Genomic DNA, 14,395 nt, shown 5'->3' with positions numbered 1-14,395 from the left:
ACCCGTAATGCGGCTCACCGGACGCTATGTCGCGCCCGGTTCCGCCATCTTCCGATCGTCAGCGGACTTCGTCGGACTTATGCTCGACGGTCTTGCCGTCGATCGTCTTGTCGGCTGAGGCAGCGTCCTCGTCGGTCATGCCCTTCTTGAAGTTCTTGATGCCCTTGGCAACGTCGCCCATCAGTTCCGGGATCTTGCCACGGCCAAACAACAGCAGCACGACCACCAGGACGATCAGCCAATGCCAGATGCTAAACGAACCCATCCACTTACTCCCTCGCAGCTTTACCGATGTAAAGCCATCACGTTGTCATTTTTCAGGCGCTGCTCGACAGCACGCCATCATTCTGACGGACCCTAAGATGTCGAGGCGTCTTTTTCAAACACCAATATGTCGCGCTCGTTAACTGAAAGCGTGACGTCGCGCAATCCTTGCGGCAACAGGTCGGCGCGGATGCGCGCCCGCACCGTCCGTTCGGACTGTGGCACGGCGAGTTCCAGAAGCTCGACCACGCCCAGGAAACGCCGCGACAGGATACGCGCCGGGATGTCGCCGCCTTCCTGCTTCAACTGAACACCGGATAGCCGTACAGCCACGCTGAGAGGCTGCCCCTCCTCGTATCCGCCGGCGGGCACTTCGCCGAGCGGCGTTTCGACACGGCCGCCGCGCACGCGTGCATCAAAAACGTTGATCTCGGAAAAGAACCCGGCCGCAAAAAGATTGCAGGGCTTGCGGTAGAGCTCGTCGGCAGTACCGACCTGAACCAGACAGCCGTCCTTCAGAAGCGCAATCCGGTCAGCCATGCGCATGGCCTCTTCCGCGTCGTGGGTGACGACGATCGCCGTCGCCCGGGTCTCGCGCAGAATGGCCAGCGTGTCGGCACGGATGGAGTCCTTCAGACGGGAATCGAGACCGGAGAAGGGCTCGTCCATCAACAGCACCGCCGGTCGCGGAGCGAGCGCCCGGGCAAGCGCCACCCGCTGCTGCTCGCCGCCGGAAAGCACATGAGGGTAGCGATCGGCATAGTGAAACAGGCCCACCCGATCGAGCGCCGCATCGGCCTGGATCAGGGCCTCCTTCTTCGGCAAGGCCGTCAGCCCAAAACAGACATTGTCCCGAATGGTCATGTGCGGGAAGAGCGCGAAGTCCTGGAACATCAGCCCGACGCCGCGCCTCTCCGGTGGAAGAAAAACGGAAGGTCCCGATATTTCCTGGCCGTTCAGCAGAAGCCGCCCGCCTGTCTGCATTTCGATGCCGGCAGCAATCCGCAACAAGGTCGTCTTGCCCGAACCGGAGGGCCCGAGCAGACACAGCACTTCGCCGGCATCGGCCGTCAGGGAGAAGTCCTTGATCGTGTCCTTGGAATGATAGCGGTGGCTGACGTTCTCGAATGCGAGGCTTGCCGCAAAGGACACGCCCGGCCGTCTCTTCGTCGCAACGGCGCCGTTGAGCGCGTCTGAACCCATACCTCTATTCCTTGAACCGAAGGCATTCGGCGGGCATATCGGCTTTAAAGCCGATCCGTCCACTCAGGATTTCTAATCGTCTTCTTCAGCCTTCGGAGTCAAGAGGCCCAGTTCCTCGAGGTCCATCTGGGTAATGGGATCTTCATTGTCGGAAAGCTCGTCCTCGCCGACGGGCACCGGAATATGCAGGTTGGAAGGAACGCGACCGGACAGGAGCCCGGCGCCCTTCAACTCCTCGATGCCTGGAAGATCGCGGATCTCCTCCAGCCCGAAGTGATCGAGGAAATCCCGCGTCGTCCCGAATGTCACCGGCCGCCCAGGCGTGCGCCGGCGGCCGCGGAACCGCACCCATCCCGCCTCCATCAGCACATCGAGCGTGCCCTTTGACGTCTGTACGCCACGAATGTCTTCGATCTCCGCACGCGTTACCGGCTGGTGATAGGCGATGATGGCCAGTACTTCCAATGCGGCACGGGAGAGCTTCTTGACTTCCTGTTCATCGGTCTGGACGACGAAGGAGAGATCGGCAGCAGTACGAAAGGCCCAATGGTCGGCGACCTGCACGAGATTGACACCACGGCCCGCATAGGACTCTTTCAGCCGCGACATGATCTGCCCGACATCGACGCCACGGGGTATGCGGCTGGCGATATAGCTCTCGGAGATTGGCTGCGCCGATGCAAAGACGAGTGCCTCGGCAATACGCTCCGCCTCCTCCGCGAGCCCGGGGGCGACCAGAAGCTCGTCGAACTCTTCCTCGTCGGGTATTCCGGGCAAGTATTTTTGTGCCTCAGCCACGCGCTGCCTCCATTTCCGCCAAGGTCGCAGCATCGATCGGTTTCGGCCCGCGCCTCAAATAGATCGGAGCGAAAGCGGCTTCCTGCCGGATCTCCAACCTTCCCTCCCGCACCATTTCGAGCGACGCGGCAAACGAACTTGCAATGGCGGTTGCGCGCTCCCTCGGGCTCGTCATGTAGCGGATGAGGAAAAGGTCGAGCGCGGTCCAGTCGTCAAGGCCCCCAACCATTCTGGCCAGGAGGAGGCGTGCATCGGAAAGCGACCAGACGTGGCGCTTCTCGATCGTCACCTGCGTTATCGCCTGGCGCTGCCGGAGCGTGGCATAGGCCGTCAGCAAGTCGTAGAGCGAGGCGTCGTAGTCGGACTTTCTCTCCGCGACGAGATGCTCGGGTGCCCCGCGCGCAAAGACGTCGCGACCCAGCCGGCTGCGGTTGACCAGCCGCGTCGCCGCATCGCGCATCGCCTCGAGGCGCTTCAGCCGGAATGCGAGGGCGGAAGCCATTTCCTCGCCGGACGGGCCCTCGTCTTTCGACTGCTGGGGTATGAGGAGGCGTGACTTCAGGTAGGCAAGCCATGCCGCCATGACCAGGTAGTCGGCGGCAAGTTCGATGCGGATGGAGCGCGCCCGCTCGATGAAGGCGATATACTGTTCGGCAAGTGCGAGAACCGAGATGCGGGAAAGGTCGACGCGCTGGCTGCGGGCAAGATGAAGCAGCAGATCGAGCGGCCCCTCGAAGCCGCCGATGTCGACAACGAGCTCTTCCTCGTGCAGGCCGCGTTCGGCAGACTCCTCCTGCCACAAAGGCTCCATCGGCGCCTTTGCCGCGGGCTGTCCCTGCCTTTCGTCAGACCCCATCGCCACCATGCCCTTCCAGCGCAGCCGGCGCTGCCTTCTCTCTTACAGCTCCGCGCGTCTTTTCAGACGCGCAAAAAGGGCGCTGTAACACCTTGCACCCACGCATCGTGCTTTCCGAAAATCAGCTCGGATTTTCGGGCCGATGCGCTAGGCGAGCGCGAACATCGCATTGAACTCCGCTCGCAATATGTCTTCGTCCGAAGCATCCGGCTGCCGGAAGGCGGCCTCAGCCGCTTTGGCCCGCCGCAGCCGATCGCCCGAAAGGACCGGCACGACATCGGCGACGGCCTTCATTTCTTCCATAATGCCGTGACAATGCAAGACGAGATCGAGCCCTGCGCCGATAATCCCGCGGGCGCGGGCCGTCATATCCCCGGCAAGCGCGTTCATGGAAACGTCGTCGGACATCAACAGGCCGTCGAAGCCGATATAGTCGCGGATGATCTCCTGCACGACCCTCGGAGACGTCGTCGCCGGATTGTCCGGATCGATCGCGGTGAAGACCATATGCGCCGACATGGCCATCGCCTCGTCCTTCATGTCAGCGAAAGGCTGGAAGTCGACTCGCTTCAGTTCTTCCAACGAGGCGTTGACCACCGGCAGATTGTGATGCGAATCCACGAAGGTGCGGCCATGGCCCGGCATGTGCTTCATGACCGGTAGCATGCCGCCCGCCTTCAGGCCCTCGCTCAGCGCACGGCCGATCGTCGTCACGATCGCCGGGTCGTGTCCGTAAGCCCGGTTGCCGATGACGTCATGGCTGCCGGGCACCGGAACGTCGAGAACCGGCAGACAATCCACGGTGATGCCGAAGCGCATGAGATCGAACGCATGCAGGCGCCCAAGCAGCCAGGCTGCGCGCAGCCCCATCTGTTCGTCGCTTCGGTAGAGCTCCCCGATCGCAGCACCGCTCGGATACTGCTGCACGAGCGGCGGCCGAATGCGCTGCACACGACCGCCCTCCTGATCGATCAGGACGGGCGCTTTCGGATTGCCGACGCTGTCCCGCAGAGCCGCGACGAGATCGCAGATCTGCTCTCTCTCACCGATGTTGCGGCCGAAGAGAATGAAGCCCCAGGGGCGTTCGCCGGCGAAGAAACTGCGCTCGTCCGCCGTCAGGGAAAGGCCTTTGCAGCCCGAGATGAATGCCTTTGATTCGCTCATACGTGGATCATAGTGTCCTGCGGCCGAACCGCGAAGCGGCAAACCGACGCCCGACATCTCCATGCACAGGCAAACGCCTGCCTTAAAGAAAGCGGGCGCGACATCCCTGCCGCGCCCGTTCCACTTCTCGAACCGTTTCTGAGGCTACTTCGTCACAAGGCAGCTTCCGCCGGCGCTCTTGTAGCGCGAGCAAAGCGAATTCGCTTCGTCCCGCGAACCGGCCGGTATCCTGACGCGGTAGTAGGTACCCTTGCCGGCAATTTCCGCCTTGCGGATATCCACGCCGCGACCACCAATGACGCTCGCGAACTTCGCTGCGAGGCTATTGTAGCTTTTCTGCGCCTCGGCCTCGGAAGGCAGAGAGGCAATCTGGACGACGTAGCTGCCGGCCGGAACCGATGCGGTCGCGAGCGGCGCGGTGGGCTGTACAGCCGCCGTTTCCGTCGCCGCCTGACCTTCCGGTGTCTTGGCTTCCGGTGCCTTGGCTGCCGGAGCTTCGGTCGCGGGCCGCGTCTGCGGGACCGGTTCGCTGCCGACGGCCGTCGTCTTGACGTTGCGGACAGGAGCAACCTCGCCCAGAGCGGGTTCGCTCGGTGCCGCAAGCGCGACCTTCTCGGCAGGAGCGGCCGGCTCTTCGGCGGCTCGCAGGTCGGTTGCGGCAACAGCGACTGCCGCCTTGCCCTGGGAGCCGGAAGCGCCGGCTTCCGCCGAAGCGCTGGCTGGAATGGGCTGGGCTACGGCCGCAGCCGTGGCTTCTGCCGCCGGCTCCTCACGCGGGACAAGCGTCCCATCCGGCTTGACGATCATCGTCCGGACCTTGCGCGGCGCGACGGCCGGAGCGCTGTCTTCCTCGACGGCACCATTCTCCGCAGGTGCATCGGGCGTCAGACGTGCGACTTCTTCCTCTTCGGGCGCTGACACACCCGGCAGAGCATCTCCATCGCTACTGCCTTCCAGCGGCAGAGTCTCGGGCGTCAGCGTCTTCTGGACCACGTCCATCGGTTCTTCCGTCGAGGAGACAAGGGCCTCCTGACGTGGCGCGCTACTCTGGTCACCCGCCACGCGATCGTAGACGGCCTTATTCTGGTTCGGCACCGTTTTGCCGCCCTTTTGCTCCGGAACGACTTTTACGGGGTCCTTGTCGGCGAGGATGATTTTGGGACCGTCGCCGGACAGCACCGCGCTGCTGCCGCCCATCCAGGCGTAAACGGCGGCACCCCCGAGAATTATGACCCCGGCGACGCTCGCGGCGAGCAGCATCGTGCGCGACGAGCGGCGACCGTAGCCCTGCTCGGCAAAGTCGATGGCTTCGGCCCGCGGCATTGCCGCCACTCGCTCGGCGTCTTGGGCCGCGTTTCGGCGCTCAGACATCGAACGCTGGAAGTCCTCTTCCATCGCTTTCTCGAACTCGTCGAAATCGTTGAGCGAAGCGAGCGGCGCGCCTCCATTGCCAGCCGATCCGGCATGAGCCGCGGCTACTGGCCCGGCCTGGCTGGCGCCTGTGCCCTTTGCGACCGGCGCCGGTGTGCCGAAAAGCTGCGCCATTTCCGCGTCGATATCCAGGTCGAAATCGCTCGGGTAGGCAGCCGGCTTGACCTCGGCCTCCAGCGACGGCAGTTGCGGGACATCGAGATCGGCGATCGGTGCGACACCGCTTTCCATCTCGCCGATCATGGCGGGATCAAAGGGCAGCGGGCTCTCCGATGATGTCTCCTCGGCCTCCGCGACCGCTGAAACAGGAGCGACCACGGATGCCTGCACCTGTTCACGCTGCGGCTTCGGTTCGCTCGCCGGAGCGAGCGCCTGCAGGAACGGCTGATGAGCGGGCTCGACCAGCGCGGGATGCGCTACGACCGGCGCCACATCTGCAGCCACCTTCGGCGCATCGTCTTTCGACAGATCCATCTCCAACGCGATGTCGGCCAGTTCGAGTTCGAAATCATCGAGATCGAAACTCGGCTCTGCCTCGGCTTGCCGCAGCGTGTCTTGCGTGATCTGGAGTGCCGGTTCGGCAGGTGCCACAGGCGGGACGACCGGAGCGACCGGCGCTTTCACCGCTGACGGCGCCTGTATCGGACTGGCGAAGGCCCTCTGCTGTGACGTGCCGGACGTTGACGCGACCGGCGTCGCGCGGCTGAACGTCGGCGTGAAAGGATAGGTATTCTTCCTCGCGACGGGAGCGGAGACCACCGAGGGTCTCGCCTGCGCGGCGGCTGTGGCCGTGACTGCTGCGGCCGGGACGACCGGAATGACCGGGAAGCGCTCGACATCAGCCAGCAGGCGATCGACCTGGTCGGTCGCCGCAGTCTCAGACGGCATGGCCGGCGACACATGCGCTGCGATCGCCTCGGTGAGCGCCGCCTCCTGCGGCTGATCCGGCTCGGCCATGTCCAGGTACACCGGCTCCGCGATCGCGGCCTGCTCGGCAGCTTTTCCAGCCGCAGCGAGCCTGGAGGCAAGCGGCTCCTGCCAGTCTTCGAAAGCCGGAAGCTCCGACGTGTCGGCCTGAACATTGGATTGCGCCACTGAATCGACAGGCACAGGTTCCGCCGACAAATCTTCGTAGCCAAGCGAAAGCTCGAGTTCGCGCTCGAGATCAACTGCGGGATCGAGGTCCTGCGCCACAACGGCTTCAGGCTCATGGTCGTTCGAGACGTGGCCCTCATCGAAAGCTGGCGCGTAGGCTTCCGACTCGGGAGCTACCTCGTCGGCGGGTTCGACGGCCGGCGCGACAGGCTCCTGGATTTCCAGAACAGGCTCGGCGGGCGAGTCGGCCGCGGCGTTGGCAGCCGGGTGCTCGACAAGCCCGGTGTCGGGATGAACCGGCGCTGCGCGTGGGGCGTCGTAGCTGTCGAAGGCGCGCAGCAGTTCGTCTTCAAGATCAAAGGTCGGATCGCGTCGGATCGCCTCCTGGTGCCGCTGCAATTCCTGCAATTGCTGAACTGCTGGCCGAGCATCGTAACCGACAATGCGGGCAAGTTCGCTCAACGGATCATCATCGGCCAATTTGTCGAATTCTGCCGGCCCGCTTCGTGCGAATTGTTTGTCTGCCATAGTTTCCACTCACAACTGCCTGCGTTGAATTGCCAGCGCATTGTGGGGAAATGGTGACACTACTTACCGCATCTCTTCCGGCGCCGAGGTGCCCGTAACGGACAAACCCGACCTCAATACCGAGGCGACAGCATGCACCAGCCCGAGTCTGGCAATGCTCAATTCTCTGTTCTTATCGTTAACAAAACGTAATTCTGGATTTTCTTTACCTTTGTTCCAGAGTGCGTGGAAGGCCGCAGCAAGATCATAGAGGTAAAAAGCGATCCGGTGAGGTTCCTGCGAGAGTGCTGCAGCCTCGATGACGCGCGGATATTCTGCGAGCTTGGCAACGAGCTGCAGCTCGGCAGGATCGACGATTGCCCCGATCACAGCGCCGGCAAGATCGATCGAAGACAAATCAAGATCAGGAAACGCTTCTTTCGCCTGGCGAAATACCGAGCAGCAACGCGCATGCGCATACTGTACGTAAAAGACCGGATTGTCCTTCGACTGTTCCGTCACCTTAGCAAAGTCGAAGTCGAGCGGCTCCGAATTCTTCCGGTAGAGCATCATGAACCGGACCGGATCGCGACCGACCTCGTCGACCACGTCGCGTAGCGTCACGAAGTCGCCCGAGCGCTTCGACATCTTCACCGGTTCGCCGTTCCGGTAGAGCTTGACGAGCTGGCACAGCAGCACCGTCAGCTTCGCCGTCCCTTCGGATATTGCCCGCGCCAGCGCCTCCAGGCGCTTCACGTAGCCGCCGTGGTCGGCGCCGAGCACGTAGATCATCTCATGGAAGCCACGGTCGAACTTGTCCTTGAAATAGGCGACGTCGGCAGCGAAGTAAGTATAGCTGCCATCCGACTTGATGAGCGGCCTGTCGATGTCGTCGCCCACCTCGGTCGAACGGAAGAGCGTCTGTTCGCGGTCCTCCCAATCTTCCGGCAGTTGCCCCTTCGGCGGCGGCAGCGTGCCTATGTAGACATGCCCTTTGAAGGTCAGGTCGTTGATCGCCGTGCGAATCCGCGCCGCGCCATTGTCGTGCAGCATCCGTTCGGAGAAGAAGACATCGTGATTGACGTTGAGCGCGGCCAGATCTTCGCGGATCATCGCCATCATCGCGTCGATGACGCGTTCCTTGACGAGTGGCATCCACCGGTCTTCCGGCATGATCCGCAGGCTCGTGCCGAATTCGTCGGCAAGTGCCTCGCCGACGGGCACCAGGTAATCACCGGGATAAAGCCCGGCCGGGATTTCGCCGATTTCCTCGCCGAGCGCCTGCCGGTAGCGCAGGAATGCCGAGCGGGCGAGCACGTCGATCTGCGACCCCGCGTCGTTGATGTAGTACTCCTTGGCAACGTCATAGCCGGCGAAGGCCAGCAGATTGGCCAGAGCGTCGCCGACAACGGCGCCACGGCAATGGCCGACATGCATCGGACCCGTCGGATTCGCCGATACATATTCGACGTTCACCTTCCGCCCGGCGCCAACGGTGCTGCGTCCGAAATCCGTTCCTGCCCGCACCATCGTCGAGAGGAGCTTCTGCCAATAGGAGACCGACAGCTTGACATTGATGAACCCCGGGCCGGCGACGGAGACGTCCGCCACTTCGGGATCCTGGCGCAGCCTCTCGACGATGAGGTCGGCCAGGGCGCGCGGGTTGGTGCCCAGCGATTTGGCGAGAACCATTGCTGCATTGGTCGCGACGTCGCCGTGGCTCGCATCGCGCGGCGGCTCTATGTTAACGCGCCCAAAGTCAATGTCGGATCGCTTTTCACGAACGATATCAAGTGATTCCAGAATGTTTTTAATTCTTGATTCGAAGTCTGTGAAAAGGTTCATCTGATCCATCCGCTCTTTCCAGTCCAACTGGAGAATGGCGCAAAACTATAAAAGGAGGCCGGGTCCCGTGGGGAACCTGCAGCCTCCGCGCGGCGCGTCACTACCGCAAATCCGGCGTGTGGTCAAACAAACGCCGGTGCACGCTGATCGCGAAGGTATCGGTCATCCCGGCGAGATAGTCTCCCACATGACGCGCTCTTGCCGGCTCGGCCATCCCGGCGATCTGGTCGATCCAGTAATGCTCCTTCATCAAGAGCGGGTCGGCCATGAACGCGCGGTAGAGGTCGGTGACGATCGAGGCCGCTGCCTGGCGCACGCGCATGACCTCCGGGTGACGATAGATACGCGTCATCAACAGGTTCTTGATCTGCCGGTCGGTCTCGCTCATCGCCTCGGAGAAGGTCGCGATGACCCTGCCGGCCTTGCGCACATCGCTCGCACTGTCGGGGCGAACCTCGCGCAGACCCGTCTGGGCGACGCCGATGACGTCCTCGACCATCGCGGTGATCTGGCGCCGCATGATCTCATGGGTGAAGCGACTGCGTTCGAGGCCCGGGTAGCGGTCGTGCACCTCGCGCATCAAGCGGCCCAGGAACGGAACCTCCTCAAGCATCTCGAAAGTGAGGTAGCCGGCACGCAAGCCGTCGTCGATGTCATGGGTGTTATAGGCGATATCGTCGGAGATCGCGGCGACCTGGGCTTCGAGGCTCGCGAAACTCGCCAGTTCGAGATCGTGGACGGCACAGTAGTCCAGAATCGGCTGCGGCACCGGGCCTCGGGTGCCCTCGCCTTCCGGCGTCATCAGCGGCCCGTTGTGCTTGACCAGGCCCTCGAGACTCTCCCAGGTGAGATTCAAGCCGTCGAATTCCGCGTAGCGGCGTTCGAGCTTTGTGACGATCCGCAGCGACTGGGCATTGTGGTCGAAGCCGCCATAGGGCTTCAGCACGTCGTGCAGCGCATCTTCGCCGGTATGTCCGAATGGCGTGTGGCCGAAGTCGTGGACGAGCGCCACCCCCTCGGCCAGATCCTCGTCAAGCTTCAACGCCCGTGCCAGGGCGCGCGCGATCTGCGCGACTTCGATCGTGTGCGTGAGCCGGGTGCGGTAGTGGTCGCCGTCGGCGGCAATGAACACCTGCGTCTTGTGCTTCAGGCGACGGAACGCGGTCGTATGGACGATGCGGTCGCGGTCGCGCTGAAAGTCGGAACGCGTCGGGCTGGAGGCTTCGGCATAGAGCCTGCCGCGCGTCGCCGCGGGATTGGACGCAAAAGCTGCGTGCTCACCATAACCGAAGCCCAGGGCCTGTCTGTCGAAAGCCATTTCACACCTGCGATGCCGTCCCATTGACGGGACATTCAAGCCTTCATACCTATAGTATGCGTTGCAAGAAAGCGACGAGGGAATGACCGCTGAAATCAATGGGAAACCCGAGATTCGCTTCTCAAGCCCAGCAATTGTAACGTCAGGACGCACACGAATCTCTCCGGTTCTTGACCCCGGCAGGAGGCCAGACATGATGCAAGAAACAGTGACCCTTTCGGATGCGGCCGCCCGGCGCATCGCCACCATCCTTCAGACCGAGCACGACAAGACCGCGATGCGTGTCTCTGTCGAAGGCGGCGGCTGCTCCGGATTCTCCTACAAGTTCGATCTGGTGGACACGGAGAACGATGACGATCTCGTGCTCGAAAAGGGCAATGCCAAAGTGCTGATCGACAGCCTCTCGCTGGTCTATATGGGCGGCTCGGAAATCGACTTCGTCGACAACCTGCTCGGCCAATCCTTTCAGATCAAGAATCCGAATGCCGTTGCAAGTTGCGGCTGCGGAACAAGCTTCTCGGTCTAGACGACCTCACGCTTCATCCATCTCTAAAGATAGGGCGAACCGAGCCAAAGCAGGCGATTCGCCAGACGGTTGAGCAAGGGCTCCGCCTCGAGGCTCGCCAGCGTCACCTCGGCGGCCGTCCCGCGGACCGTGCAGATCTTTTCGCTGATCGCCTGCGCAAGGGCGTCGTCGAGAACCTCCAGATCGAATTCGAAATTGAGGCGGAGCGAGCGCGGATCGAGATTGCTCGATCCGACATAGGACCAAAGACCGTCGACGACGATCAGCTTGGAGTGGTTGAAGCTTCCTTTCGCACGCCACACGCGGCAATGGCCTTCCAGCACCTGATCGAATTGCGCTGTCATTGCGCGGTCCACAAGGGTGAGGTTGTTGACCGCCGGCACGATGATGTCGACTTCGACGCCTCTCCGTGCCGCCGTCACCAGCGCGCTGATCAATTCCCTGTCCGGGAGGAAATAGGGCGACATCACCCGGATGTGTCGGCGCGCGATCGAGAAGGCCCCCATCAGCATCTTGTGGTTGGTTTCATTCGTGCTGTCGGGCCCCGAGGGAACCGCTCGCATCAGCACCGAGGGCGCATCGCCGCGCTCCTCGATATCGGCCAGCCGCCAGGCTTCGCCCGCCAGCAACTCGCCGCTCGAGAACTGCCAGTCTTCCGCCCCCACCTGGAATATGTCGGCGACGATCGGTCCGGTCACGCGAAAATGAGTATCGAACGAAGCGGCAGTGCCTGCGATCTCGGTCGCGAAGCCCGCACGGATGTTCATGCCGCCGGTAAAGGCCACTGCGCCGTCAACGACGACGATCTTTCGGTGCGTGCGCAGATTGGCGTAGGGCAGCCTGAGGCCCATGATGATGTTGCCGTTGAAGACCGCGGTCGTGACCCCTCCTTCCTGCAGATAGCTGACGATGCTCGGCACGGAATAGCGAGCCCCAACCGCGTCGATCAGGACCCGGACGCTGACGCCGCGCTTGACCGCGGCGATCAACGCATCGGCAAAGCGAAGCCCGATCTGATCGCGATCGAAGATATAGCTTTCGAAGAGGATGCTGCGGCTTGCGCCGGCAATCGCCTCGAGCATCGCACCATATACCTCGTCGCCGCCCTCCAGCATGGCGATGTGATTGCCGGTCGACATCGAAAAGCGCGACACCCGGTCGCCAAGGATCTTCATCGCCGCGAATCGCTGTCCGAAGCGGACCGCAACGTTCTCGTCCGTGACATCGGAACCGAGAAACGGGTCCGGACCGCTCGTGCGCAGCAGCGAGCGCTGCAAGCCGATCGAGGAGCGGCGAATGCGGTTGATGCCGGCGACCGCATAGATCACAGCCCCGATCACCGGCGAAAGGAGGACGACGCCGACCCAGCCGGCGGCGGCGCGGACATCGTCCTTCGTCATGGCCGCATGGATGATCGCCGGCACGCCCAGCGCGAAGGACAGGAGCGCCAGGAAATGCGGCCAATAATTCTCGATGAACGCGATCATGGGCGGGACTATAGACGGACCGAATGAGGAATCAATTCCGCCACCAGCGGCTGCATTTCTTCCAGCGAACGCCCAACGAAATGGGCCTTCTTAGCGGCTGTTGCGTCCTGCCGCCCGAGATTTGTCAAAAGAAACCTCAGCCGCTAAAACGACTCGGCGCCAACGCGAGACCACAAAAGAAAGGCAGATGCGGCCCATGAAGATCGCCACCTGGAACATCAACGGCGTCAAGGCGCGGTTCGACGGTCTCGTTGCCTGGCTCAAGGCATCGAACCCGGACATCGCCTGCCTGCAGGAGATCAAGTCGGTCGACGATGCATTCCCGAGGGAAGAGATCGAGGCGCTTGGCTACCACGTCGAAACGCACGGACAGAAGGGATTCAACGGGGTCGCGCTGCTCTCGAAGCTGCGCCCGGACGAGGTCACCCGCGGACTGCCGGGCGATGTCTCCGACGAGCAGTCACGGTTCATCGAGGGCGTCTTCTCCGTCGCCGGCGGCGCGATCCGCGTCTGCTGCCTCTATCTGCCGAATGGCAATCCGGTCGACACGGAAAAATACCCTTACAAGCTTGGATGGATGCAACGGCTGGCTGCCTTCGCGAAGGACAGACTGTCGCTCGAGGAACCGTTGATCCTCGCCGGCGACTACAACGTCATTCCCGAAGCCCATGACTGCTGGGACGTCAATGTCTGGCGCAACGACGCGCTCTTCCTTCCCGAGACGCGCGCCGCCTTCCGGCGGCTGCGCAATCTCGGCCTGACCGACGCCGTACGCGCGACGACGGACGAAGTGCCGCTCTATTCATTCTGGGATTATCAGGCCGGATGCTGGCAGAAGAATTTTGGCATCCGCATCGATCACCTGATGCTGTCGCCCGAGGCAGCCGACAAGCTCGTGTCGACATCGATCGAAAAGCATGTCCGCGCCTGGGAAAAGCCATCCGACCACGTGCCGGTGACCGCGGAATTTTCTTTCTAGGGAGTCACAAGCACCGGTTCGGCAGGATCACTCGTCGGCCTGCGGGTGCATGTTCTGCGCCATGGTGATTGCGACGCGGCGATCGTCCTCGCTCGCGAGGGAGAAGGCCTGTTCCTGCATGGACTGGAGCCATGGCCGGTCCTTCGGCGAACACTGGTCGAGCGCTGCGGTCATATAGGCGAGCCCGCGCACCGTCTGACCCTCCTGGAAAATGACGTTTCCAAAGACGCCCATGGCCCCGGCATGGCCGTTCTTGCGCGCCCGGTTCAGCCATTTTTTGGCCTGCTGGACATTGACCGAGCCGCCCTCGCCCGAAAGCAGCATTCGCGCCAACTGGAACTGCGCCTCGGCGATGCCGAAGGTCGAAGCCGCCTGAAAATACAGCTGACGCGCCTGCGGCAGGTCCGCCGCCACAGGGCTGTCCGGAATGCCGCGGCGGTAGTAGCCGGCAAGCGCGATCAGCGCGTTGACGAAATAGCCGGTATCCTCCGAACCGGGCTCGACGCCCTGCTGGGCAATTTCGCTATAGATCTTGAACGCCTCGAGATCGTTCTCGGCGACCCCGTCGCCATAGGCGTACATATTGGCGAGCGCCCAGCGCGATCCCGTATGGCCCTTTTCGGCAGCGTAGCGATAGGCCTCGACCGCCTCGTCCTTTCGGCCGTTCTTGTAGGCGGAGAACCCGAACTTGAAGAGCGCGAAGGGGCCCGATTCCTTCGTCACGCCCGCGGTGGGATCAAAGGCGCGCGCCGGCCCGGCAGTGGTGGCGCCAACCGCCAGGGACATGCCCAGTACCGCCACCCTAAGCGACTTGTATTCTCCCGCGCGCATCACAATCAGTTTCTTCCGTTCCAGCCGGCTACGCCGAACCAACCACCACTACCGACCATGCCCTGTGTCGTTCGAGCATTCCCTCGCAGCA

The 14,395-nt window shown here is 62.6% G+C and carries 12 protein-coding genes; 2 read left to right on the top strand and 10 right to left on the bottom strand.

The window, feature by feature from the left end; genetic code table 11:
* Positions 1-58 precede the first annotated feature (58 nt).
* The 8 genes from RHIBR816_RS0126675 to RHIBR816_RS0126640 all read right to left on the bottom strand — a co-directional run bounded on the left by RHIBR816_RS0126675 (position 59) and on the right by RHIBR816_RS0126640 (position 10,481).
* On the bottom strand, positions 59-265 hold the full coding sequence (locus RHIBR816_RS0126675) for a twin-arginine translocase TatA/TatE family subunit (RefSeq protein ID WP_018239649.1): 207 nt from the start codon (positions 263-265) through the stop codon (positions 59-61).
* Between the two features lie 92 nt (positions 266-357).
* A complete protein-coding gene (locus RHIBR816_RS0126670) occupies positions 358-1,467 on the bottom strand; it encodes an ABC transporter ATP-binding protein (protein ID WP_018239648.1) in 1,110 nt (369 codons plus the stop codon).
* A gap of 72 nt (positions 1,468-1,539) precedes the next feature.
* On the bottom strand, positions 1,540-2,265 hold the full coding sequence (gene scpB, locus RHIBR816_RS0126665; RefSeq protein WP_018239647.1) for an SMC-Scp complex subunit ScpB: 726 nt from the start codon (positions 2,263-2,265) through the stop codon (positions 1,540-1,542).
* Positions 2,258-3,121 (bottom strand): ScpA family protein, encoded by an 864-nt coding sequence (locus RHIBR816_RS0126660; protein ID WP_026187465.1) that lies wholly within the window; start codon positions 3,119-3,121, stop codon positions 2,258-2,260. Before RHIBR816_RS0126660 ends, scpB begins: the two co-directional genes overlap by 8 nt.
* A 147-nt stretch (positions 3,122-3,268) precedes the next feature.
* The gene (gene nagZ / locus RHIBR816_RS0126655; protein WP_026187464.1) at positions 3,269-4,285 is read right to left on the bottom strand and encodes a beta-N-acetylhexosaminidase; all 1,017 of its coding nucleotides are present in this window, start codon (positions 4,283-4,285) and stop codon (positions 3,269-3,271) included.
* A 144-nt stretch (positions 4,286-4,429) separates the two neighbouring features.
* Complete coding sequence (locus RHIBR816_RS0126650; RefSeq protein WP_018239644.1) at positions 4,430-7,339, bottom strand: SPOR domain-containing protein; 2,910 nt, start codon at positions 7,337-7,339, stop codon at positions 4,430-4,432.
* A gap of 63 nt (positions 7,340-7,402) precedes the next feature.
* The gene (argS, locus tag RHIBR816_RS0126645; protein WP_026187463.1) at positions 7,403-9,163 is read right to left on the bottom strand and encodes an arginine--tRNA ligase; all 1,761 of its coding nucleotides are present in this window, start codon (positions 9,161-9,163) and stop codon (positions 7,403-7,405) included.
* Between the two features lie 100 nt (positions 9,164-9,263).
* Positions 9,264-10,481: a deoxyguanosinetriphosphate triphosphohydrolase gene (locus RHIBR816_RS0126640; RefSeq protein ID WP_018239642.1), complete on the bottom strand. Its 1,218-nt coding sequence runs from the start codon at positions 10,479-10,481 to the stop codon at positions 9,264-9,266.
* Positions 10,482-10,674: 193 nt separating this feature from the next.
* Here RHIBR816_RS0126640 and erpA point away from each other — a divergent pair, with 193 nt between their 5' ends.
* Entirely contained in the window at positions 10,675-11,007 is a 333-nt protein-coding gene (gene erpA, locus RHIBR816_RS0126635) for an iron-sulfur cluster insertion protein ErpA (RefSeq protein WP_018239641.1), read from the top strand.
* A gap of 23 nt (positions 11,008-11,030) precedes the next feature.
* On the opposite strand, the gene RHIBR816_RS0126630 is transcribed toward erpA, so the two are convergent.
* Positions 11,031-12,494 (bottom strand): phospholipase D-like domain-containing protein, encoded by a 1,464-nt coding sequence (locus RHIBR816_RS0126630; RefSeq protein WP_018239640.1) that lies wholly within the window; start codon positions 12,492-12,494, stop codon positions 11,031-11,033.
* Positions 12,495-12,690: 196 nt separating this feature from the next.
* Here RHIBR816_RS0126630 and xth point away from each other — a divergent pair, with 196 nt between their 5' ends.
* Complete coding sequence (xth, locus tag RHIBR816_RS0126625) at positions 12,691-13,473, top strand: exodeoxyribonuclease III (protein ID WP_026187462.1); 783 nt, start codon at positions 12,691-12,693, stop codon at positions 13,471-13,473.
* Between the two features lie 27 nt (positions 13,474-13,500).
* Here the strand turns inward: xth and exoR are convergent, their stop codons facing one another.
* Positions 13,501-14,304 (bottom strand): exopolysaccharide production regulator ExoR, encoded by an 804-nt coding sequence (gene exoR, locus RHIBR816_RS0126620; RefSeq protein WP_026187461.1) that lies wholly within the window; start codon positions 14,302-14,304, stop codon positions 13,501-13,503.
* Between the last annotated feature and the right edge of the window lie 91 nt (positions 14,305-14,395).

It is taken from the genome of Ensifer sp. BR816 (assembly GCF_000378985.1).
Classification (GTDB): Bacteria; Pseudomonadota; Alphaproteobacteria; order Rhizobiales; family Rhizobiaceae; genus Sinorhizobium.
Note: the sequence above shows the minus strand (reverse complement) of the source record. Positions and strands in the feature narration are given on the sequence as shown.

What these genes read in the sequence shown, in the direction of transcription:
- RHIBR816_RS0126650 (WP_018239644.1), bottom strand. Translation starts at nt 7,339, where the DNA reads ATGGCAGACAAACAATTCGCACGAAGCGGGCCGGCAGAATTCGACAAA.
- RHIBR816_RS0126675 (WP_018239649.1), bottom strand. Translation starts at nt 265, where the DNA reads ATGGGTTCGTTTAGCATCTGGCATTGGCTGATCGTCCTGGTGGTCGTG.
- nagZ (WP_026187464.1), bottom strand. Translation starts at nt 4,285, where the DNA reads ATGAGCGAATCAAAGGCATTCATCTCGGGCTGCAAAGGCCTTTCCCTG.
- RHIBR816_RS0126630 (WP_018239640.1), bottom strand. Translation starts at nt 12,494, where the DNA reads ATGATCGCGTTCATCGAGAATTATTGGCCGCATTTCCTGGCGCTCCTG.
- RHIBR816_RS0126670 (WP_018239648.1), bottom strand. Translation starts at nt 1,467, where the DNA reads ATGGGTTCAGACGCGCTCAACGGCGCCGTTGCGACGAAGAGACGGCCG.
- argS (WP_026187463.1), bottom strand. Translation starts at nt 9,163, where the DNA reads ATGAACCTTTTCACAGACTTCGAATCAAGAATTAAAAACATTCTGGAA.
- erpA (WP_018239641.1), top strand. Translation starts at nt 10,675, where the DNA reads ATGATGCAAGAAACAGTGACCCTTTCGGATGCGGCCGCCCGGCGCATC.
- xth (WP_026187462.1), top strand. Translation starts at nt 12,691, where the DNA reads ATGAAGATCGCCACCTGGAACATCAACGGCGTCAAGGCGCGGTTCGAC.
- RHIBR816_RS0126640 (WP_018239642.1), bottom strand. Translation starts at nt 10,481, where the DNA reads ATGGCTTTCGACAGACAGGCCCTGGGCTTCGGTTATGGTGAGCACGCA.
- RHIBR816_RS0126660 (WP_026187465.1), bottom strand. Translation starts at nt 3,121, where the DNA reads ATGGGGTCTGACGAAAGGCAGGGACAGCCCGCGGCAAAGGCGCCGATG.
- exoR (WP_026187461.1), bottom strand. Translation starts at nt 14,304, where the DNA reads ATGCGCGCGGGAGAATACAAGTCGCTTAGGGTGGCGGTACTGGGCATG.